This window comes from Rheinheimera mangrovi (genome assembly GCF_003990335.1).
Lineage (GTDB): Bacteria > Pseudomonadota > Gammaproteobacteria > Enterobacterales > Alteromonadaceae > Pararheinheimera > Pararheinheimera mangrovi.
Genome location: NZ_CP034683.1, coordinates 1,003,183 through 1,025,148, shown reverse-complemented (window position 1 = coordinate 1,025,148; position 21,966 = coordinate 1,003,183). Strand labels below are relative to the sequence as shown.

The window sequence follows — 21,966 nt, the reverse complement described above, 5'->3', positions numbered from 1 at the left end:
TCACTTAGTTTTTAGCCTGGTAACGCTGCTGATATTTATCATGCAATTGCTTATGGCGACTGTTCAAATCCACAGCACGACCATCAATCCACATGTAGCGAACCTTGTGCCCAAGGTAATCAAAAATATCACCATCAGACACAACCAGAGTGGCTGCTTTACCCACTTCGATGCTACCGATTTTATCAGCTACACCAGCAATAGCGGCGGCATCAAGTGTAACAGAACGTAACGCCAGCTCCGGGCTTAAGCCGTAGCTAATGGCTTGTCCCGCAGCAAAGACCACGTTACGGGTATCCCAGTAGCCATCCAGTGATAACGCAAACTTCACACCAGCTTTTGCCAGTTGTGCAGGCGTCTGGAACGACTGGCTGGTCGCTTCATCGGCACGTTCAGGAATGCCATAAGGTGAGGTATAAATCACAGACACATTAGCTGCAGCAAGCTGTGGCGCAATACGCCAGGCATCACGTCCGCCAACTATGGTCAAAGAAAAACCGTACTGCTGGGCAAATTTCATCGCCTGTTCTATCTGACGCTCATCATTGGCGTGCACAAAAACCGGCAGTTCCCCTTTAAACACAGGGATCATCGCCTGCCAGCGAGAGTCCACAGGCAGTTTGACACCTTTGTCGACAGCGTCGGCATAGGCTTTTGCGGTTTTAAAGTAACCTTCCAGTTCTGCCAAAGCTTTCTGACTGGCTTTGCGAATATCTTCAGGTTTTTGCGGACGCCATGGGTTTGGCATTACATCAGCTCTGGGCCATTTGAGATGCAAAGCCACTGAATCGACCACTGTTGCGTCTTGCCAGTTCCAGGCATCCAGTTGCATCAGTGCCGACTGCCCCATAATTAAAGAACCATTTGGATACACCAGGCTGTAACTAAAGCCATTAGCACGAATCGTAGGGACCACTTCTGAATCGGCGTTGTAGGCCACTTGAGCTTTGATATCCGGATTGGTTTGAGTGACTTCAGTGGTATCGTCCGTTGAGCGTACCGCTTCAATTTCGGTTAACCCCAGCTGATTGGCTAAAGCAACCAGGCCCGGATACAGCTGTTTACCTTGCAAGGACACCACCTCTGCACCAGCAGGCACAGCTAAATCTGTACCTATGGCACTGATTTTACCGTCGACCAGTAAGACGTCAGTGTCTTTTAATACGCCGTTGGTCACTGTATGCACAGTGGCATCCTGCAGCAATATGGCCTGGCTTTGTTTTGGTGCAGGCACTATATCGTTGGCCTGAGCTGTTAAGCTCAGAGCCGCAGTCACCAGTAAAAAAAGTTTTGAATGTTTCATTGATGACTCCATTAATGCTGGTGATCAAAAGCAAGGGATAACACATCATGGTTATCTTCACAGTGCCAAACCGGGTTGTTGGCTTTATAGGACGCACCTGAACCTGCTTTTTCGTCATCAGAAGACTGTAATACCTTCTGGATCAGCTGTTGTTTTTCACTGGCAACCTGTTGCTGCAATTGCTCGTCTTTTGTCAGTTGATAATAAGGGGCACCTTCAATCCAGGTTTGTTGGGCACGGGCGTACACAGACAATGGATGAGCAGACCATAAAACGAAGTCGGCTTGTTTGCCTTCTTCAACTGAACCTACTTTAGAATCAATTTTCAGCTGTTTCGCCGGGTTAATGGTCACCATATTTAACGCTTGTTGTTCGTCCATGCCACAGTAAACCACGGCTTTGGCAGCTTCCTGATTCAGACGGCGTTGTAAATCCGGGCTGTCTGAGTTGACGCTGACCAATACACCTTGTTGTTGCATTAAACATACGTTGGTTGGAATGGCGTCCTGCACTTCCATTTTATAAGCCCACCAGTCAGCAAAAGTTGAAGCACTGGCACCATGGGCTTTCATCTCGTCAGCCACTTTGTAGCCTTCCAGAATGTGCGTGAAAGTGGTGATGTTAAAGCCCATTTCGTCTGCTAATTTGATAATCATCAGAATTTCAGAAGCAACATAAGAGTGCACATGGATAAAACGTTCTTTATCTAAAATCTCAACCAGAGCTTTTAAACGATAATCCAGTCGTGGCGGAGCGGTTTTGCTTTGTTCTGAGCCGGATAGATCCTCATATTCAGCCAATTGAGCTTTGTATTCTTTAGCGGCCTGGAAGGCATCGCGAATAATAGTATCCACACCACTACGGGTTTGTGGGTAGCGGGTAACAAAGTCTTCACCCCAGTTGGATTGCTTGACGTTTTCACCCAAAGCAAACTTAATGCTTTCTGGTGCGCCTTTAAATTTCAATTGATCGGAGTTATCGCCCCAGCGCAGCTGGATAATTTGCGCCTGGCCACCAATAGGATTGGCACTGCCATGTAACAATTGAGCTGTGGTGGTACCACCTGCTAAACCACGGTAAATATTGATATCGTCAGCATCCAGCACATCACCGATACGCACTTCGGAGGTCACAGCATCTGAGCCTTCGTTGACGCCCTGATCAATAGCGATATGCGAGTGCTCATCGATAATACCAGCCGTTAAATGCATGCCAGTGGCATCAATAGCAACATAGCCTGACGGTGTAGATAAGCTTTTGCCAATTTTGACAAACTTGCCATCTTTCACCAACACGTCGGTATTTTCTAACTTACCAGCTTTAGCTGAAGTCCAGACCGTGGCGTTTTTAATATGTACATTTTGCTGTTTGGCTTTTTCAAGCACACCAAAAGCCCGGTTAGGCGTAGTGAGTTTCGACATCAACACAGGTTTTTCTGTGGCTTTTTTCTGGTCGGCTTTTGCAACCAAAGGCTGCTGCAAACTGCTAATGGCAACAGTATTGCCCTCTGCTGTGACTAACTTACCTTGCAAAGTTTTGCCTTTGAGTTCGCCACTAAATTGCGCAACACCCGAGCCCTGGCCCATAGCCTTTAAATCCACGACAAACTGCAGCTGATTTTTTTGCACAGCCACATGCTTCAGCTTGCTGGTTTTGTCACCCAGCTTCACTGAACCTTCAATTGTGCCTTTTTTATCTGTCAGTTCCAAAGGTAAGCTGCTGCCATTCACAGCAAGCTGATAAGTTCCGGCAAAAAGTGGTAAATCCATGGCTTTAAATTGCTGTTGCTGGCCACGAACCCAGGTCGCCACTATTTCGCCGTCAGCAAATAAATCACCTTTACTGACCACTAAATCAGCTTGATAGCCCACAGCAATTTTACCAATCTGGCTATCCATACCCAGCCATTTGGCAGGTTCAGTGGTTAAGGCAGCTAAAGCTTTTTGCTGGCTTAAGCCATAGGACACAGCTTTACGTAAGTTAGGCCAGAATTGTTCTGGTTTTTCCAGTTTATGCATGGTTAATGCAAAAGGAACTTTGGCCTGCTCCAATACCGCAGCATTGGATGGCGCTCTTTCCCAGTGGCGTAATTGAGCCAGCTCAACATCCAGTTGATCGTTCAACTGTTGTACTGCTGGAGCCGCCGGGAAAGCCAGAGGTAAAATTAACGGACGGCCTGTGGCTTTGACTTGATCTATACGGCTGTATTCATAACCCGATGCCACCAGCGTTGCTTTATCCAGACCAAATTCTTTTAATAGGCTATCAGCCCGTAACAAGGCCTGATCGTCTGTCGCTTCAAATACCACACCCTGAGTTTTTAACTGGCTTAAGGCCGCTAAGTCGGCATTAAACTCAATGGCCTGATTGTAAAAACGCCAATTGCCTTTGCCATAAGCCTGACTGTACCAGTTGGCATCCGCTAAGGTCTGGCGAATAAGGGCTATGCTACCCATCAAGGACGATGGATAACTTTGCACTGAAGTGCCTTTACTAAAAGCCATAAACTGATTGGCCTGAGCGCGCATCACAGCTTCGTTTGGTAAGCCAGGCACTAAGGACGCAACAAATGCCTGACCACGGAAAATGCCGTCGAAACGGGCAGATTGTACTGTGGTAAAACCCTGCTGCTGATAGCTTTTAGCTTGTTCAGCGTTAGGTTTAAATTCATTCACCCACTGTTGGCGGGCATGAATAGCGGCGTTGCTGGCGTTGCCACCTTTACGATCATTGCTGTAATTTGGCTTGCGGCCAAAACCCGCTTTCGCATCTTTTTCTGTTTTGGGCAGACCATACTGGCTGTATAAATCGATAAAGCCCGGATAAATAAAATAGCCGCTGGCATCTATGGTCTGATAGCCAGCAGGTACATCGGCCTTATTTTGTATTTTGCTGATTTTGCCGTTGCTAATCAGTACAGTGGCGTTATCCAGACGTTTACCTGGCTCAGTGATAACAGTGGCGTTGGTCAAAGCGAATAACTGGGGAGATTTATCGCGTATGCCTTGTACCGGCGTGGTTTGATCCGCCGAAGCTGCAGGCAATAGCGCGCAAAGCATTGCCGTACTGCACAAGGACAGTCTTAGTTTGATCATGGATGTTTCCTGGTTTTATTGGGGTTTTGCCCTGTTAACTGTGTGAGAAAAAGCATGCAGCAAGCGGGCTTAGTTCCAACGGCAGGTTACAGTGATGCAGCCCCTATTAGTAATGGTTGATAACTCAGGTTATATAAGTCCTGCTCTGCCCTTGGCATGCTGAAGTAATAACCTTGTACCAGGTAGCAAGCATTGTTTTTTAAGAATTCAACCTGTTCTATGCTTTCCACCCCTTCAGCCACCACACGCAAGTTCATCTTTTGCGCCATCGCAATAATGGCCGCCACTATGTCCATGTCGTTGGTGTCATTCGGAATATCTTTGACAAAAGAACGATCAATTTTCAGCTCGTCTACCGGGAATCGCTTTAAATAACTCAGCGACGAATAGCCTGTACCAAAGTCGTCAATAGATAAAGTCACCCCCAGTCCTTTTAACTCATTTAACTGGGCAATAGCCGCATCAGTGTCACCCATTAACATCGACTCGGTAATTTCGAAAATAAGTTTATCTGGTTGAGCACCAGTACGTTGCAGCACTCTCTCCACTATTTCGGTCAGGTTTTGATCGGTAAATTGCCGCGCCGACAGGTTAATAGAAATAGTTACATCGTGTCCCTTGGACTGCTGGCGACTGATAAACCGACAGGCTTCCCAAATGATCCATTCGCCAATTTCGACAATCAATCCTGTGCTTTCAGCCACAGGAATAAAACGCAGAGGCGGGATCATTGAGCCATCAGGCCGGATCCAACGTAACAAAGCTTCGTACCCTATCACCACATTAGTGCGGATATCTATTTTGGGCTGGTAATACAACACAAACTGATGCTCACGTATGGCTTCGCGCAGCTGGTTTTCAATTTGTAATTTCTCTTTGGCCGCTTCGTTTAAGTCCTGGCTGAAGAAGTGATAGGTGTTGCGGCCCCGGGCCTTGGCTTCGTACATCGCCAGGTCTGCATGTTTGAGCAGCAGTTCTTCATCAGCCGCATCTTCAGGCGCTATGGTGATGCCAATACTGGCGCTGATCGCTACTTCCTGGCCTGTCAGTTTGACCGGAGCTGCAAAACTCTGTTGCAGGTTTTCCGCAATCAAAGCGGCATGTGCCCTGTCTTTAATGCCACTTAAAATGACTGCAAACTCGTCACCGCCTAAACGGGCAATAGTGTCTTCTTCCCGCAGCCGGCTGATGAGCCGTCTGGCCACTTCCTTGAGTAATTCGTCACCTGCATCATGGCCCAGCGTATCGTTAATCCGCTTAAACTCATCCAAATCAAAATACAACAAAGCAAAGTGATAATAACCACGCGACGACATCGCAATGGCTTTACGCAACTGGTCACGGAAATAACTGCGGTTGGCAAGGCCGGTTAACATATCGTAATAAGCCAGCTGTTCCATTTTTCGCTGACTTTCTTTAATAAAAGAAATGTCCTGCATAGCACATACGTAATTGCTTATCTCGCCCTTTTCATCGCGGATGGGTGCAATGGCCAATGATACCCACAGCTTACGCAGCACATGTTGCAATAACATATCACCACGCCAATGGTGGCGCTCTTTCAGGGTCTGAGATATTTCTTCGCCAACAAAAAACATCTCGGCAGCAAACAATGAAGACAAGGGCTTTTGCATCATATGCTCAGCAGTACAACCCATCAGCTCCAGCATAAAAGGATTCAGATATTCAATGTGCAGCTCTTTATCGGTCAGCAAAATACCAGAGCTGGAAAAGGCGACAGCTTTGGTCAGTTTACGGGTGGCTCGTTCGGCTTCTTCTTTTTCAACAATCCGGGTATTTAACCCCGAAATCAGTTGATGAATTTCCTCTGCCATGCCATTAAAAGCTCTGTTGAGCATGCCTATTTCATCATCGTTTTGATCCAAAGCTATTTGCTGTAAATCGCCACGACTAATACGTTGTACGGCTGAAGATAAACGGGTTAATCGTTTTAAAATAAACAGGTAAATAAAAAACTGCAGTGACAACGCAACCACAGCGGCAACAGCGAAGAATATCAACATCACATTGTCACGAAAATCCTCCAGACCACTCATCACCTCCTGTTTATCCTGATACAAGGTCAGATACCAATCCAGGCGCTGAACTTTGGCTGCTGACACCAGGTAGTTTGCCAAATCAGCTTGCAGTGCATCCGGATCCCCCGGCTTTGTTGCCACCTGCTGAATAAAAGCAGCCAATTCAGGCTTCCTGGGTGTCACTGAGCTGTAGCGCGCATCAAAGTTTTGCTCTTCGGTATTTTGCAACTGCACAGGTTTTTTGCCATCCAGCAGTAAGTTACCTTGGGGGTCAAACAACATACTGCGCAAACCATCAGAGGATTGTTCAATACTAGCCAAATCGAGAAACAATTCATCGAGAATGTAATCGCTGGCCGTAATGCCCAAAAACTCGTCCCCCACGTACACAGGGATCACCAGACTGGTCATCCATTTTTGCCAGATTGGGTCGTAATAAATCGGTGTCCAGCGAGGCAAACGGCTGGGGTTTTGTTCAGGAGTGGCAATATCAAAAAAGATATCTTGGGTGAAATCATGGGTGACCGGCACTTCCAGCGCCCAATCTGCAGGCGCTATCCGAATCAGGCCTTGTTTGGAAATAAAATAAAAATTAAAAAATTCTTCCAGCATCAAAGGGGCTAACTGCTGCCACAACTCTTCAGTTTGAACTAACCAGGCCGCTTGCTGAGCATCTAATTTTGCATGTGGGATAAAGGCTGCGGATAAATCATCCTGACTACGTACACTACCATCGGCTTGCATCGCAGGCGAGGGCGCAGCAGCAACTGTGGCTTTAGTTAAATAACGCACCACAATATTATTGGCACTAATGGCCTTTTTTTCACGGGTTAAAAATCCTGCATCCAGCTCTCGGGCATATTTTTCAGATTGCCGTTTTAATTGTTGTTTTTCCTGTTCAATCAATACATTTTGTTGCAGCATTAGCACCGCATAGGCGATGGCAGCGCTGGCGACTACAGTCAGCATAAAAACCAGCAGCGCAAACCTGATGCTAAGGGAATTCATACCTGTAGGTTTGTGAAAATTAACTTCCTTCACATGATTTCCTGAGTTGACAGCGATGGGGTTCAGTTGTAATGCTACTGTGACATACAAAAGCATCAAAGCATTATTGCATCAAAATCAAACAAATGAGAATTAAGCTAATGAAAAATCTGTTTATCTTGCTATCTTTGGGTTTGTCTTCTGCCGCAGCTCTGGCTGGCAGCGCCTTTACCGACGCCGAAGACTCTGTGACTTACCGCCAACATAGCTTCCAATTAATCCGCCACAATTTCGTTGATTTGGGTGACATGATGCGTGGAAAAGTACCTTTTGACGCGAAACGTGCAGAAAAGCGGGCAGACGCTCTGGCTACACTGACCACCTTGCCATGGGAAGCTTTTGAAGTGCCAGGTGCTGATAAAGTAAAAAGTGAGGCCAAAGCTGAAATTTGGAAAGATCTGAAAGACTTTAAACAAAAAGCGGAGCAATTTCAGGCTGATGCTTTAGCTTTGCAAACAGCGGCAAAATCGGGCGATCAGGCAACTATTAAACCTGCTTTTGGTAATTTCGCCAAAAATTGCAAAGCTTGTCACGACCAATACAAAGCCGACTGATATCTATCCTTATCACAGAAACCGCAGGATACGGGTGGGGATAAACCCTATCTGAGATTGGATTGTAGTTTTAGACGGGCGGGTACAAGACCCGCCCCTACAAATCACCACTGCTGATACAAAGCCATAGCTTGCCAGAGTGCAAAAATCGCGGCGAAAATCAGCACCAACAACAGATACCAAAATGTTGATTTCACTGCGGGTTGCTCTGCTTCGCTTTGTAACTTGCCATGCATCATAGCTCCCAAAACACCATCTTTTTTCAAACCATGAATTAGCGCTGCGCCTATGTGCACTGCAATCAGCGCCAGCAACAGATTAAAATTATTATGATGAAACCAGGATGCAAAAGAAGACCAGTCAGAGGATACCGAGCTATACAGCGGGCCTTCGGTCATCACATCATCTGTAGTCATTAATCCTGAGATAAACTGTAATAAAATCAGCGTCATCAAAGCCAGGCTCATATAGCCGGATAAGCCTCTGTGTCCTATGCCATTTTTAGCTTTATTCCACATCTGCACCAGCTGAGCCGGACTTTGTAGAAAATGACTAAAACGCGCGGTATCACTGCCAACAAAACCCCAAACAAGACGGCTGATTAAAAGTGCAGCTAACGAATACGCCAAAACCTGATGTACAACCAAATACCCTTGCTCAGCGGTAAACCACAAACCGGCCAGCAACAGCAGTTGACTCCAGTGGTAAATACGAATGGCTTTATCCCATAACTGAATCACTTTCATCTTTTCATCGTCCTCTATTATGATAAGTTATTGATTTTACCCCATTGGAAGTAAAAACCTATGCTTTGGTTCAAACGGATTTCTGTTGTGTTATTGCTCCTGATACTGCTTGTGGCTGGTTTTTTATATTTCGCCCTGCGCAGCAGCTTACCTTTGTATGAAGGGGAATTGCCTGCAGACGTCAGTCAAAGCGCCGAGATCAGCCGCGATGCTCAGGGTTATGCCAGCATCAAAGGACAAAATCGCAATGATGTGGCTTACGCCTTAGGTTTTGTGCATGCACAAGAGCGGTTTTTCCAGATGGATTTACTGCGCCGTAACGCCTCTGGTGAGTTGTCCGAACTTTTTGGCGAAATAGCACTGGAGCTGGATAAAAAACGTCGGATCCACAGATTCAGAGCCAAAGCGGAACGAGGTTTTTCCGCTTTACCTGCGGAGCAAAAGTTACTGTTGCAGCGTTATACCGCAGGAGTGAATGCCGGCTTAGCTGAACTGGGCTGGCCTCCTTTTGAATATGGTTTATTGGCTCAGACTCCGCGCAACTGGGTTGAAGCTGATTCTTTTTTAGCGCTCTACAGTATGTATCTGGATTTACAGGGATCTGAAGGCAAAGACGAATTAGCCATGGGCTTAATGCAACAAAAGTTACCCCAGGACTGGTACGACTTTTTGTTTCAGCACAGCCCGGAATGGCAAGCCGCTATGGATGACAGCAAAGTCAGTCTGACGCCTATGCCTAAGTCCAGCTACCCAGCCGTATTAGCTGGACAAAAAGTTGCCTGTACAGACTGTACCTTGCATGACAGTACCGACATTGGCAGCAATAACTTTGCGGTATCAGGTAAAAGAACAACAGATGGCCGCGCTATCCTGGCGGACGATATGCATCTGGGTATTCGTGTGCCAGGCACCTGGTTTAAAGCTCAACTGAAATGGCAGGAGAACGGAGAAGCTTTTGAAGTAGCAGGCGTCAGCTTACCAGGCACACCAGCTATAGTGGCGGGCAGTAATGGCCATATCGCTTGGGGTTTTACCAACAGTACCGCAGATTGGTCTGATGTGATCGCACTAAAATTGGATGAGAAAGCTGAAAAATACCAGACAGCGGACGGCTGGCAGGAGTTCAGTTATCAGAATGAGGTGATTAAAGTCAAAGGTCAGCCCGACGAATTAGCACTGCAAAAAGAAACCATCTGGGGACCGGTATTAACACCTCCTTTTCAGAATTACGCATACCGCTGGGTGGCACATGATACCCAGGGTGCCAATTTTAATTTGCTGACGCTGGAAAAAAGCAAAGGCGTAAAAGAGACGCTAAAGCTGGCTGCCAGTGCCGGGGTTCCTGCCCAAAACCTGTTGGTTGCAGATAAAGATGGTGCTATTGGCTGGACTTTAATTGGCGCTTTACCCGATCGCAAAGTGCAGCACATGGATAGCCCGCAGGATTGGAGTAATGGCCAGAATGCCTGGACAGGTTATTTAGCTCTACAAGCCTATCCACAAATTTATCAGCCCGCTTCAGGCCAGCTTTGGACAGCGAACAGCAGAATGATTGGCGGTAAAGATCTGGAATTGATTGGTAATGGCGGATACGACTTAGGTGCTCGAGGCCTGCAAATCCGTGATGCATTAACGGCAACTTCGCAACACAACGAACAAAGTCTGCATGCCATTCAGCTGGACCATCGTGCTTTAATGTTGGCTCGCTGGCAGCAGTTGCTACTCGATACTGTGCTGACCAAAGATTTTGTTGCTGAGCACAACCTGAAGTCTTATCTGGACTATGTGATGAAAGATGCCAGCCATGCCAGCATAGGCTCTGTTGGCTACTCACTGATTCGTGCCTTCCGGAGTAAAACTTTGGAACTGACTTTCGCGCCTTTAACGGCTTTGCTTGAGCAAAACAAGTTATCAGGCCGGGATTTAAAGTTCTCTCTGGAAACCGCAGGCTGGGAAATGCTCCAACAACAACGCACCGACACTCTGCCTGCAGATTTCAGCTCTTGGCGCACCTTGTTGCAACAAGCTGTGCTGCAAAGCAAACAAAAGCTGGAAACAGATTATGGCAGTTTAGCCAGCGCCAGTTGGGGCAACCTCAATCAAAGCGCCATAGTGCATCCACTGTCAGCTGCTGTGCCCTTCTTTGGCGACTGGCTGAATATGCCTGTGATGCCAATGAATGGTGACAGCCATATGCCAAGAGTGCAGAACAAGGTACATGGTCAGTCGGAGCGTATGGTAGTGTCTCCAGGCAAAGAAGCTGAAGGCATTTTAGTGATACCTGCAGGTCAGTCTGGCCATCCGTTATCGCCTTTTTATGACGCCGACCACGACTTCTGGTTAAAGGAACAGCCTTTAGGCTTTTTACCTGGTGAGCAAAAATACTTGCTGAAGTTGCAACCTAAAGCTTGACTTTAGACGTCCAGACTTACTATTGTGGTGGCCATGAAACAAATTCAGATCGCTCGCTTTTTTCGCCTCTTTACCACCCCAACGGGGAGGCGGTAAGTCGCGCGCGCGTGATAAACCAAAAAACCTCCCAGCATCGGGAGGTTTTTTTTTAGCTTAAAGGACGCTTTTATGAGCATAGATTTAGACTATATTCGCCAGCAAATCAGCAGTACAGATAAAGACTTGCTGCAATTACTGGCCACCCGACGCCAGCTCGCCTTAAGCGTAGCTGATGCCAAACTGGCACAAAACAAACCTATTCGCGATCAAAAGCGGGAAGAAGAGTTGCTGGTGTCACTGATTGAACGCGGTAAGGTATTAGGCCTGGACGCTCAGTACGTCACTAAAATTTACCATGTAATTATTGAAGACTCGGTGCTACAGCAGCAAGCGAAAGTACAAGGCCAACTGAATGGCGACAATGGCCCTGTCTGCCGAGTCGCCTTTTTAGGTCGCCAGGGGTCATACAGCTACTGGGCAACGCAAAAGTACTTCACGCGCCGTGCTGAAAAGCTGATTGAAATTGGCTGCGATAGCTTTAACGAAATAGTACAAGCTGTAGAAACAGGCCATGCCGACTATGCAGTGCTGCCAATTGAAAACACTTCATCCGGCAGTATTAACGAAGTGTACGACTTATTGCAGCACACCCGCTTGTCGATAGTCGGCGAACTGACCCACCCTATCGAACACTGTTTATTAGGTGTTGAAGGTACTGAACTGAGTAAAATCCGTCAAATTTGCGCTCACCCTCAGGTGATAGCCCAGTGCAGTAATTATTTACAAGGCTTATCCAACGTTAAAATTGAATACTGTGACGCCTCCTCTGATGCCTTTGAACGGGTGCGTAAAGCTCAGGACAAATCTGTAGTGGCTATTGGCGGTGAAGAAGGTGGCAAGTTGTATGGTTTAGAAGTCTTAGGCCGTGGTTTAGCCAACCAAAAGGACAACGCCAGCCGTTTTATTGTGGTGGCGCGCAAAGCAATAACTGTGGCGAAAGCCATACCAGCCAAAACCACTTTTATTATGTACACAGGCCAGCAACCCGGCGCATTAGTCGATGCTTTAACAGTGCTGAAACAGCACGGCATCAGCATGGGTAAACTAGAATCCCGCCCTATCCCGGGCAATCCGTGGGAAGAGATGTTTTATGTGGATGTATTCGCCAATTTAGGTGATTACGCCATGACCCGCGCTTTGGATGAACTCAACCGCATCACCCGTTTTGTGAAGGTATTAGGCTGCTATCCAAGTGAGGATATCAGCCCAACTGTAGTGAGTGTGGATGCTTTATAGTTTAATTTGCTGACCTTTTTCAGCTATCTGGCAATGCAGACCGTAGTCCATCATACGGCTCTGCAGCGCCTGCTGAGCTTTAGGCTCCCCATGCACCAGATAAAACCGTGGTTGGCCGCCAATCATTCTTGCCCAGCCCACTAACTCATCCTGACCAGCGTGAGCAGAAAAACCACCTATGGTATGCACAGTGGCTTTGACTGCTATATTCTGCCCAAACAACTTCACTCGTTTTTCGCCATCTACCAGTCGCCGGCCTAAAGTACCTTTGGCCTGAAAACCAACAAAAATCAAATGATTGCTGCTTTTCCATAAGTTGTGTTTTAAGTGATGCACTATACGGCCCCCATTACACATGCCAGAACCTGCAATGACAATAGCGCCGCCACTGACGCGGTTTAACGCCATAGACTCTTCCATACTGGACGCCAGTCGCAGGATAGGCAAAAAGGATTGCAAGTCACGGGCACCATACCCCTGCAACACTTTGGTGTCCTTGCGATCAAACTCAGCCATCAGTTCACTGTAGATTTTGGTGATCTCTATCGCCATCGGGCTATCCAGCACCACCATTTTTTGTTTCAACCGCCCTTGATGGTACAAGAGTCCGAGGTAATACAAAATTTCCTGACTACGGCCCAAAGCAAAAGCTGGAATAAACACATTGCCGCCTGCTTTATGTGCTTCCTCCAGCGCATTCGCAAACTCTTCCAGTGTATTTTGTAAGGGCTGGTGGTTGCGATCGCCATAGGTACTTTCCATCAGTACCAGATCAGCAGTTTTTACCGGGCTTGGGTCTGGCATCAGCACTGTGGCTGGGTTACCTAAATCGCCGGAAAATACTAGCTGGCGCATCGCCTTGCCATGCTTGACTGCAAGCTGCACTATCGCGGAACCAAGAATATGACCGGCGTCGAGAAACTCTAACTCCAGCCCTTCACAGACCGTCACTTTTTGCTTGTAACCGATCGGATGGCAACAATCCAGCACCTGCTCTACATCCTGCACCGCCATCACAGGGTCAAGCAGCTTTTTACCTTGTCGGGCCAACTGCTTGTTCTGCCATTCCAGATCTTTTAAATACAAATGCACTGAATCTTTTAATAACACGCCAAGCAGTAAGGCCGTGCCCTGAGTACAATAAATTTTGCCCTGAAAACCCTTCGCCACCAGCAATGGCAATAAACCACTATGGTCTATATGAGCATGAGACAAAATCACGTAGTCGATATCTTTGGGGCGAAAGGCAAAACGGAATTTATTCCATTCGGTGATTTGGTTTTCGCCCTGAGTCATGCCGCAGTCGAGCAGAATCTGTTGGTCTTGCAGCTTCAGCAGATAACAAGAGCCTGTGACCTGCTCTGCAGCCCCTAAAAAGGTTAAACTGGCATCTAATGGCATTGGGTACACTCCGGTTGTGGGGCTAAGTCCATGTTATAACTGAACTGAAGTGTTAAAAGATTAGTCTATATCAAACAAAGCATTAGTTTATTCCGTCTTCCCTTTTATGGAGCCTCTACATGTCTGGTGACATCCCCCTGTATCAACGCCATCTGAGTTCTGCCCGTGAAGCAACAGAACAACAAAGTCAGGATTTACTTGAGCATCCGTCCTACCGACTCGCCTTTGCAGACAATGACTTTTTAATGCAGGACGAATTACGGCATGTGCGTTTACAACTGGAGTATTTAAAACCCCAGCTGATCCTGGAACAAAATCAGATTAAAGCCACAGTGGTCGTTTTTGGCAGCGCCCGCTTTGTGTCGCGTCAACAGGCAGAGCAGATGGTGGCCGAAGCCAAAACTCAATTAAAACAATACCCTGAAGCTTTGGAGCTGCAGCAAAAGCTCAAAGTGGCACAGCGTCAGCTGAAAAACAGTGCCTATTATGAAGCGGCGGCGGCGTTTTCACGTATTGTGACGGAGCATAGTCAAAGTTGCCCTGATACCTCCTTAATGATTATCAGCGGTGGCGGGCCTGGGGTGATGGAGGCTGCAAACAAAGGTGCCTATCAGGCGGGTGGGCAAAGTATTGGCCTGAATATTGTGCTGCCTCATGAGCAAAAGCCCAACCCTTATATCACGCCGCAATTTTGCTTTCGGTTCCATTATTTTGCCATTCGCAAAATGCACTTTTTACAACGTGCACGGGCTTTAGTCGCCTTCCCTGGTGGTTTTGGTACTTTGGATGAGCTGTTTGAAACCCTGACTCTATTGCAAACAGGCAAAGCCAATACAGTGCCAGTGATCCTGTATGACAAAAATTTCTGGACCCGTTTGATTAACTTTGACCTGCTGGTCGAGGAAGGATTGATTAAAGCTGAAGATATGCAGCTGATCCAGTTTGTCGATACACCGGAACAAGCCTGGCAAGCGATTTGCCATTGTTATCAGTTATAACGAAATAAAGGGTCAGAGCCTTGGCTCTGACCCTTCGACTTATTGAGCTTTTACGCAGTCAACAAAGTATTCTTTTTTACCATTACGTTCTTCACAAACCAGACCATGGATATAAGTCTCGAAGCCCGGGAAACGTCCGTTAAATTCGCGGGCGAATTTCAGGTAATCCACAATAATGGTATTAAAGACTTCACCCGGCACCAACAGTGGGATACCTGGCGGGTACGGCGTTAACATCACAGCGGTAATACGGCCTATCAGATCATCCAGCGGCACCCGGTCCAGCTCTTTATGCGCCATAGCAGCAAAAGCTTTGGATGGTTTCATTGCTGGTACCAGCTCAGACAAATACATCTCAGTGGTCATCTTAGCCACGTTATTTTCACGGTAGATCTGGTGAATTTGATCACATAAGTCTTTTAAACCAATACGTTCGTATTGAGGGTACTTGGCGATAAACTCAGGTAATACCCGCCACAGTGGGGCGTTTTTATCGTAATCGTCTTTGAACTGCTGCAGCGCTGTCACCATAGTATTCCAGCGGCCTTTGGTGATGCCGATGGTAAACATAATGAAGAAGGAGTACAGACCGGTTTTTTCGATAACGACACCGTGTTCAGACAGATACTTCGCCACAATAGCAGCCGGAATACCTGAATCATCAAAATCGCCCTCTACGTTTAAACCAGGCGTCAAAATGGTCGCTTTGATTGGGTCAAGCAGGTTAAAACCTTCGGCAATATCACCGAAACCATGCCAGCTTTCGCCAGCCTTTAACATCCAGGCGTCGCGGTGATCCAGACCTTCGTCTGTTAAATCATCCGGACCCCACACTTTAAACCACCAGTCATCACCGTATTCATCGTCGACTTTACGCATAGCACGACGGAATTCTAAAGCTTCGTCCAGTGACTCTTCCACTAAGGCTGTGCCACCTGGCGCTTCCATCATGGCAGCAGCTACGTCACAGGAGGCAATAATGGCGTACTGTGGACTGGTTGAGGTATGCATCAGATAAGCTTCGTTGAACAAATGCTGATCCAGCTTGTTCTGCTTTGCATCCTGCACCAGAATTTGTGAAGCCTGTGAAATACCAGCCAGCAGTTTGTGCGTCGACTGAGTCGAGAACACCATAGAGGTTTCACAACGCGGACGACCTTCACCTATCGCATGGTAATCACCGTAGAAGTCATGGAAAGCGGCATGAGGTAACCAGGCTTCATCAAAGTGCAGAGTTTCGATTTCGCCGTCAAGCATCGATTTAATTTCTTCGACGTTATACAAGACGCCATCATAAGTCGACTGAGTAATAGTCAAAACCCGTGGTTTCACATCTGGATTTTGCTCCAGTTTTTCACGGCAGAACGGGTTTGCCATCATCTTCTTACGGATAGTTGCTGGTTCAAACTCACTACGCGGAATAGGACCAATGATGCCGTAATGGTTGCGTGTTGGCATTAAGAACACCGGCACAGCGCCCGTCATCATAATGGCGTGCAAAATAGATTTATGGCAGTTACGGTCAACAACTACGATATCACCCGGTGCAACAGTGGAGTTCCAGACGATTTTGTTCGAGGTTGAAGTACCGTTGGTGACAAAAAACAAATGGTCGGCGTTAAAAATACGCGCCGCATTGCGCTCTGAAGCCGCCACTGGACCTGTGTGATCCAGTAACTGGCCTAATTCATCAACCGCGTTACAGACGTCGGCACGTAACATGTTTTCACCAAAAAACTGGTGGAACATCTGACCTACAGGAGATTTTAAAAAGGCGACGCCACCTGAGTGTCCAGGGCAGTGCCAGGAGTAGGAGCCATCTTGTGCATAGTTGGTTAAAGCACGGAAAAACGGTGGAGCCAGCGTATCTAAATAGCTTTTGGCTTCACGGATAATATGCCGCGCCACAAACTCTGGCGTGTCTTCGTGCATATGAATAAAACCATGCAGTTCACGTAGAATGGCATTAGGTATATGGCGTGAAGTCCGGGTTTCACCGTACAGATAAATTGGGATATCCGGATTTCGATGACGGATTTTATCAACAAAACCCTTCAGGTTTTCCAGCACCGACTGGCTATCTTCCACTGAGCCAGCGCCAAATTCTTCGTCATCAATAGACAAAATAAAACCAGCGGCCCGGCTTTGTTGTTGAGCAAAAGAGGTAAGGTCACCATAACTGGTATAACCCACTACATCCATGCCTTCGGCTTCAATGGCTGCAGCCAGTTCACGAATACCTGAACCACTGGTATTTTCGGTTCTGAAATCTTCATCAATGATGATCAGAGGAAAGTAAAAACGCATGGAATACCCCAAGCCGGTTAAAAGTGCGCAAAGGATACTTTATTTTGCAGAAAATTCCTCTAATCCGACCTGTTTTTCCTGCAGAAAAAACTGAAATTACCCAAATCAGTTAAAAAATATCAGTTGAATACGTATTCACCAGAGCAGAAGTGCTGAGTGTCACAGAACTGACACAGCTTTTAGCCATCTTAGCTATGGCTGCAGTAAGACGCAGCTCTATTCCTGTTCTGTACCCGTCGCCTTTGAAGCTGCAGCTTTGTTGACTTCGCCATCTAGCCCCAGTCAGATAGGCCGACTATGCTGCTGGGGGCTCACTGGCTTGTCGCCTCCCTGTATCGTCAAGTCAATTGGGTATACACCTAGCGATTCGGGGACTGCATGCAGTCCCTGCTTTTTTGCATTTTTATCTTTGTAAAAAAGAGCCTGCTCAGATGCTGGAGCGTTCTGAGCCAGCCACTGAGTGTTGTTCAGTGCTATAACCCGCCTCAAGCAGTAAATCCATCAACTCATCCTCACAGACGCCGACAAACCTCAGATGTTGGATAGCTTCTTCTGTGCTTTTGCCTTGCTGCAAATCTGCCTGGATAGTTTTTATATGCACAGAGCGCATAAATTCAGATGTTCTTTTGCCCATGATCAAACTCCGCATTAACTCTTCAGTTGCGGCAGATCCTAAACAGCCTGAACAAAGTTTGCATCGAAAAAGCGTTAAAAATCAGAAATCTTCACCGAATCGTCACACAAAAGTCATGAAAAAGTCATGAAAAAGTCATATATGGTTTAATTGTCAGCCAAACGTTGCTCTATAGGAGCTAATTGCCTCATTTGCTTTAAAATCCATTGTTGGCGTTTGTAGACATAAGGCGAGGGATTTTGCACTTTAAAACGCAGTGGGTTAGGCAAAACTGCCGCTAACAGCGCAGCCTGATGGCGACTTAACTTACTGGCAGGACGCTTAAAAAACGTCTGAGCTGCGGCTTCAACCCCAAAAACACCAGGGCCAAACTCCACACTGTTTAAATAGACTTCTAAAATGCGTTCTTTGCCCCAGGTCAATTCAATTAAGCCGGTAAAGACCAGCTCCAGCCCTTTGCGAAACCAACTGCGACCTGTCCATAAAAATACATTTTTTGCCGTTTGTTGGCTGATAGTAGAAGCACCACGCACTTTCCGGCCTTTACTGTTGTATTCCAATGCCTTTTCAATAGCAACTGTATCAAAACCATAATGATCCGGAAATTTTTGGTCTTCAGCCGCCACTACAGCTTGTTTCACCGCCGCAGACATCTGTTCAAAAGGCACCCAGTCATGCTGTAACTCATAACTTTGATGATTATTCCACAGCGCCTGAATTTGCCGTTCAATCATCACGCCAGTGACAGGCACTGGTACAAAAGCAAACAGCAGCACCAGGCTAAAAGTCAAAATAGCCAGGTATTTTATAATGCTTAGCAGCTTATGAAACCAAAGTGAAATCAATGACTTTTCCGATTAGATAAAAGTGTTCGTCAGATTTTAGTGTAAAGCGCTGCAACAAAATCAGCCAGCATTAGTTGCTGTATACCCTTCACACTTGAAGCTGCAGCATTGTTGGCTACGCTACTCGCCCCAATCGCATAGTGTATCTATGCTCATGGGGTCTCGCTCACTTGCCGCCGCACTGCAACGCCAATTGCTTTGGGTATATAACCGAAAGGATTTAAGGAAATACTCTTTAACTACGTTCGTCTGAAGCTTTTTGTAATAAGCGACGACTTTCCTGCAGAAACTGATCCGCTAAAGGCCCGAAAAACTGCTGGCCCTTGGCAAACTCAGCCATTAAACCGACTTTGTCGCGTGCAGCGAGCAAATGCGATAGTTGATTAAATCTGTGCTGATAACGCTGCAACAAACCAGTCACTGCGCTGGAGGACAACATAATGTCGGCATACAACTCAGCATTTTGTGCAAACAACCGGCCTACCATCGCCAGCTCCAACCGGTAAATAGGTGAGCTCAATTCCAGCAACTGCTGTAAATCAGCTTGCTCTTCTGCCAGATGCACACCGTAAACTAAAGAGCTGAAATGGCGCATCGCCTGAATAAGTTGCATCAGTTCATCATGTTGCTGCGCAGATTTTTCGGTCAGTACAGCGCCCCAGACTTTGAATTGTTGAATCAGCCACTGATACTTTTCAGCATCGCGGCCATGACTGACCACCACTACTTGCTTGGCTATATTGCTGATATCAGGGCCGAACATCGGATGTAAACCTACAACGGCAGCACTGTGCTTCGCCAGCATAGCGCTCAGAGGCCCGGTTTTGGTGCTGGTTAAATCAGCAAGTACAGTATCGGCATCCAATTCAGGTAATTGCGTTATCACTTGTTCAGTCACTGCGATGGGCACTGCAATCAGCACTAAAGCAGCGCCTTGCACCATGTCTTTTGCCTGATGCCAGTTCTCTTGCTCCAGCACTTCAACCAGATAACCAGAGCGCAGGAATAAGCTGACAAAACGTTTGCCCAAAGCTCCGGCACCACCCACCACCACCACTTTATCACCTGGTGTTCGACAGCAGACAAAACCGGCTTCCTGAGTCTGGTAAGACTCACGCATCACACGGCGTAATACATCTTCAATTAAATCAGCTGAGACGCCTGCTGTTTCAGCCTGTTGACGACGGGCTTTAATCAATGCCTGTTCACGTTCAGGCACATACAGAGGCAAAGCATACTGTTGCTTTACTCGCCCGACTTCTGCCGTGACAGCGGCTCTTTTGGCTAATAATTCAACCAGTTGGCTATCCAACTGATCGATTTGCTGACGCAGCGGCAGTAAAGCTGCCATAGGGTCAGGTGTGCTTACAACTTTGTTCATGCGTATATCTCAGGCCGCAACTTCACGCGAAGCTTGTTGTGGCGTCTCTTGTGAAGATAGCTGTTGATCCAGACCCGCCAATAAGCCGGCTGTACTCGCCCAGTCGATGCAGGCGTCTGTTACAGATACACCATACAACTCAGCTTTGCCATCCACTAAATCCTGACGACCTGCGTGAATATGGCTTTCCAACATAATGCCAATAATGGCTTTATTGCCTTTGATACGCTGCTCAATCACAGACTGAGCCACAATGCCTTGTCTGTTATGATCTTTACTGGAGTTGCCATGACTACAGTCAATCACCAAAGCTTCAGGTAAAGCATTTTTACGCAGTGCTACCAAAGCAGCCTGTACACTGTCTTCGTCATAGTTGGGTTTAGTGCCACCACGTAAAATCACATGACCGTCCGGGTTACCGGCGGTTTGCACCAAAGACACCTGACCTTTTTGGTTAATACCAATAAAGCTGTGACCGCTGGCAGCGGATTGCAGCGCATTCAATGCGATATTTAAATTGCCGTCAGTGCCATTTTTAAATCCAACAGGCATCGACAAACCACTGGCCATCTCGCGGTGGGTTTGTGACTCCACAGTACGAGCCCCAACAGCAGCCCAGCTGATTAAATCAGACAGATACTGAGGACTGATGGGATCCAGTGCTTCAGTGGCCGCAGGCAATTCCATCTCGACTAAATCCAGCAGCAAACGACGACCTTTGGTAAGACCCGTTTCCAGATCAAAAGAATCATCTAGATGTGGATCGTTGATAAAGCCTTTCCAACCGACCGTAGTACGTGGTTTTTCAAAGTACACCCGCATCACAATGTATAAGGTGTCTTTGTATTGCAGTTGCAGTTGCTTCAGGCGACGGGCGTAATCCATAGCTGACACTGGGTCATGGATAGAACATGGACCTGTGATCACCAATAGACGCGGATCACGGCCATGCACTATGTCAGCAATTTCCTGGCGGGATTTCTGAATAAAGTCAGATCCTGCACTGGATAAAGGTAAAGCCTGCTTTAACACTGCAGGTGGGCTTAATAACTGCTCCGAAACTATACGTAAATCGTCAACTATCTTGCTCATTTCAATGCTCCTGTTTGCATCATGCGTTGCCAAAGCGCCGGTTTTACTTGATAAATGCAAGCAGAACACCAGTAAACTTATATTTACAACACGTATTTAATTTATTACGAATTGAAGCATATTAAAAACCAACGACAAACAAGTCAACCTTTTAAGTCAAACAAATAAAGGAATCAAAGCAAAACAAACAAAGAAACCCAGTGTAAACCTTTAAATACAATCATCCATAGCAATCTCCAACTAGTCTATCGGCAGGTATTTTCTACAGAGCAGCACCAGACACAACCACAGGAACAACAGCCTGAATTAGATGGTCTACACTAAGACTTAGTCCGTTCACACTATGTATAGGTTGGCTCATGGCTGGATCCCCTTATTCACCCCTGCCCGCTTTTGACGAATTGCTAAGCATGGCAAAGCAGGACCCTGCAGCATTGGATGCGTTACAAAAAAAATTAAATCAGGAACTGATTGATGCACAAAGCGATGACAAGGGCAGAAAAGCTATTCAGCAAACCTTATTCAGGCTGCAGTCAGAACAGCTAAGATATAAAGCACCTCTGGTCCGGCTAACCAGAGCCTATCAACTGATGTTGTCGGAAATGAGCCGGATGCAGGATGCCTTGGCGCAGCTATGCACAACGCAAAAACCGCCGAAAAAGACTTGTGCTACTATTTTGCCTTTCCGGTCCAAGAGTCAGGAGCGATAAGTGAAAAAAAAGCGGTTGAAATTCACAAAAATAAAGTGACAGCAGCCAGTGTTCTCGTCTAGAATTG

Annotated in this window: 15 protein-coding genes; 5 read left to right on the top strand and 10 right to left on the bottom strand. The window is 46.8% G+C overall.

What is annotated here, in order from left to right; translation table 11 throughout:
• Nucleotides 1-4 precede the first annotated feature (4 nt).
• The 3 genes from EK374_RS04735 to EK374_RS04725 all read right to left on the bottom strand — a co-directional run bounded on the left by EK374_RS04735 (nucleotide 5) and on the right by EK374_RS04725 (nucleotide 7,478).
• Nucleotides 5-1,303 carry an amidohydrolase family protein gene (locus EK374_RS04735; RefSeq protein WP_127020602.1) on the bottom strand — a complete coding sequence of 433 codons (1,299 nt, stop codon included), beginning with the start codon at nucleotides 1,301-1,303 and terminating at the stop codon, nucleotides 5-7.
• An 11-nt stretch (nucleotides 1,304-1,314) separates the two neighbouring features.
• Nucleotides 1,315-4,398 (bottom strand): amidohydrolase family protein, encoded by a 3,084-nt coding sequence (locus EK374_RS04730; RefSeq protein WP_127020600.1) that lies wholly within the window; start codon nucleotides 4,396-4,398, stop codon nucleotides 1,315-1,317.
• A gap of 86 nt (nucleotides 4,399-4,484) precedes the next feature.
• Nucleotides 4,485-7,478 carry an EAL domain-containing protein gene (locus tag EK374_RS04725; protein WP_127020598.1) on the bottom strand — a complete coding sequence of 998 codons (2,994 nt, stop codon included), beginning with the start codon at nucleotides 7,476-7,478 and terminating at the stop codon, nucleotides 4,485-4,487.
• Nucleotides 7,479-7,585: 107 nt separating this feature from the next.
• On the opposite strand from EK374_RS04725, the gene EK374_RS04720 reads away from it, so the two are divergent.
• Nucleotides 7,586-8,038, top strand: coding sequence for a c-type cytochrome (locus tag EK374_RS04720; RefSeq protein WP_127020595.1), 453 nt, complete (start codon nucleotides 7,586-7,588; stop codon nucleotides 8,036-8,038).
• Nucleotides 8,039-8,142: 104 nt separating this feature from the next.
• Here the strand turns inward: EK374_RS04720 and EK374_RS04715 are convergent, their stop codons facing one another.
• On the bottom strand, nucleotides 8,143-8,784 hold the full coding sequence (locus EK374_RS04715) for a cytochrome b/b6 domain-containing protein (RefSeq protein ID WP_127020593.1): 642 nt from the start codon (nucleotides 8,782-8,784) through the stop codon (nucleotides 8,143-8,145).
• Between the two features lie 60 nt (nucleotides 8,785-8,844).
• On the opposite strand from EK374_RS04715, the gene EK374_RS04710 reads away from it, so the two are divergent.
• Nucleotides 8,845-11,196: a penicillin acylase family protein gene (locus EK374_RS04710; protein WP_127020591.1), complete on the top strand. Its 2,352-nt coding sequence runs from the start codon at nucleotides 8,845-8,847 to the stop codon at nucleotides 11,194-11,196.
• Nucleotides 11,197-11,364: 168 nt separating this feature from the next.
• The gene (locus EK374_RS04705) at nucleotides 11,365-12,531 is read left to right on the top strand and encodes a chorismate mutase (protein ID WP_206099286.1); all 1,167 of its coding nucleotides are present in this window, start codon (nucleotides 11,365-11,367) and stop codon (nucleotides 12,529-12,531) included.
• Here the strand turns inward: EK374_RS04705 and EK374_RS04700 are convergent.
• Nucleotides 12,526-13,932, bottom strand: coding sequence for an MBL fold metallo-hydrolase RNA specificity domain-containing protein (locus EK374_RS04700; protein ID WP_127020589.1), 1,407 nt, complete (start codon nucleotides 13,930-13,932; stop codon nucleotides 12,526-12,528). The genes EK374_RS04705 and EK374_RS04700 overlap by 6 nt on opposite strands.
• Before the next feature lie 119 nt (nucleotides 13,933-14,051).
• On the opposite strand from EK374_RS04700, the gene EK374_RS04695 reads away from it, so the two are divergent.
• Nucleotides 14,052-14,930, top strand: coding sequence for an LOG family protein (locus EK374_RS04695; protein WP_127020587.1), 879 nt, complete (start codon nucleotides 14,052-14,054; stop codon nucleotides 14,928-14,930).
• A gap of 39 nt (nucleotides 14,931-14,969) precedes the next feature.
• Here EK374_RS04695 and EK374_RS04690 read toward each other — a convergent pair whose 3' ends face one another.
• The 5 genes from EK374_RS04690 to EK374_RS04665 form a co-directional block, all read right to left on the bottom strand.
• On the bottom strand, nucleotides 14,970-17,237 hold the full coding sequence (locus tag EK374_RS04690) for an arginine/lysine/ornithine decarboxylase (RefSeq protein ID WP_127020585.1): 2,268 nt from the start codon (nucleotides 17,235-17,237) through the stop codon (nucleotides 14,970-14,972).
• Nucleotides 17,238-17,664: 427 nt separating this feature from the next.
• On the bottom strand, nucleotides 17,665-17,871 hold the full coding sequence (locus tag EK374_RS04685) for a hypothetical protein (protein ID WP_127020583.1): 207 nt from the start codon (nucleotides 17,869-17,871) through the stop codon (nucleotides 17,665-17,667).
• A 146-nt stretch (nucleotides 17,872-18,017) separates the two neighbouring features.
• Nucleotides 18,018-18,716 (bottom strand): monofunctional biosynthetic peptidoglycan transglycosylase, encoded by a 699-nt coding sequence (mtgA, locus tag EK374_RS04680; protein ID WP_127020581.1) that lies wholly within the window; start codon nucleotides 18,714-18,716, stop codon nucleotides 18,018-18,020.
• A 235-nt stretch (nucleotides 18,717-18,951) separates the two neighbouring features.
• Nucleotides 18,952-20,097 carry a bifunctional chorismate mutase/prephenate dehydrogenase gene (gene tyrA, locus EK374_RS04670; protein ID WP_206099285.1) on the bottom strand — a complete coding sequence of 382 codons (1,146 nt, stop codon included), beginning with the start codon at nucleotides 20,095-20,097 and terminating at the stop codon, nucleotides 18,952-18,954.
• Between the two features lie 9 nt (nucleotides 20,098-20,106).
• Nucleotides 20,107-21,189 (bottom strand): 3-deoxy-7-phosphoheptulonate synthase, encoded by a 1,083-nt coding sequence (locus EK374_RS04665; RefSeq protein WP_127020579.1) that lies wholly within the window; start codon nucleotides 21,187-21,189, stop codon nucleotides 20,107-20,109.
• A 359-nt stretch (nucleotides 21,190-21,548) separates the two neighbouring features.
• Here EK374_RS04665 and EK374_RS04660 point away from each other — a divergent pair, with 359 nt between their 5' ends.
• Nucleotides 21,549-21,899, top strand: coding sequence for a DUF3135 domain-containing protein (locus EK374_RS04660; protein ID WP_127020577.1), 351 nt, complete (start codon nucleotides 21,549-21,551; stop codon nucleotides 21,897-21,899).
• The last annotated feature ends 67 nt before the right edge of the window (nucleotides 21,900-21,966 follow it).

Excerpts from the sequence above, each read along its gene's own strand:
- EK374_RS04735 (WP_127020602.1), bottom strand. The coding sequence starts at position 1,303 with ATGAAACATTCAAAACTTTTTTTACTGGTGACTGCGGCTCTGAGCTTA.
- EK374_RS04730 (WP_127020600.1), bottom strand. The coding sequence starts at position 4,398 with ATGATCAAACTAAGACTGTCCTTGTGCAGTACGGCAATGCTTTGCGCG.
- EK374_RS04720 (WP_127020595.1), top strand. The coding sequence starts at position 7,586 with ATGAAAAATCTGTTTATCTTGCTATCTTTGGGTTTGTCTTCTGCCGCA.
- EK374_RS04715 (WP_127020593.1), bottom strand. The coding sequence starts at position 8,784 with ATGAAAGTGATTCAGTTATGGGATAAAGCCATTCGTATTTACCACTGG.
- EK374_RS04710 (WP_127020591.1), top strand. The coding sequence starts at position 8,845 with ATGCTTTGGTTCAAACGGATTTCTGTTGTGTTATTGCTCCTGATACTG.
- EK374_RS04705 (WP_206099286.1), top strand. The coding sequence starts at position 11,365 with ATGAGCATAGATTTAGACTATATTCGCCAGCAAATCAGCAGTACAGAT.
- EK374_RS04700 (WP_127020589.1), bottom strand. The coding sequence starts at position 13,932 with ATGCCATTAGATGCCAGTTTAACCTTTTTAGGGGCTGCAGAGCAGGTC.
- EK374_RS04695 (WP_127020587.1), top strand. The coding sequence starts at position 14,052 with ATGTCTGGTGACATCCCCCTGTATCAACGCCATCTGAGTTCTGCCCGT.
- EK374_RS04690 (WP_127020585.1), bottom strand. The coding sequence starts at position 17,237 with ATGCGTTTTTACTTTCCTCTGATCATCATTGATGAAGATTTCAGAACC.
- EK374_RS04685 (WP_127020583.1), bottom strand. The coding sequence starts at position 17,871 with ATGGGCAAAAGAACATCTGAATTTATGCGCTCTGTGCATATAAAAACT.
- tyrA (WP_206099285.1), bottom strand. The coding sequence starts at position 20,097 with ATGAACAAAGTTGTAAGCACACCTGACCCTATGGCAGCTTTACTGCCG.
- EK374_RS04665 (WP_127020579.1), bottom strand. The coding sequence starts at position 21,189 with ATGAGCAAGATAGTTGACGATTTACGTATAGTTTCGGAGCAGTTATTA.
- EK374_RS04660 (WP_127020577.1), top strand. The coding sequence starts at position 21,549 with ATGGCTGGATCCCCTTATTCACCCCTGCCCGCTTTTGACGAATTGCTA.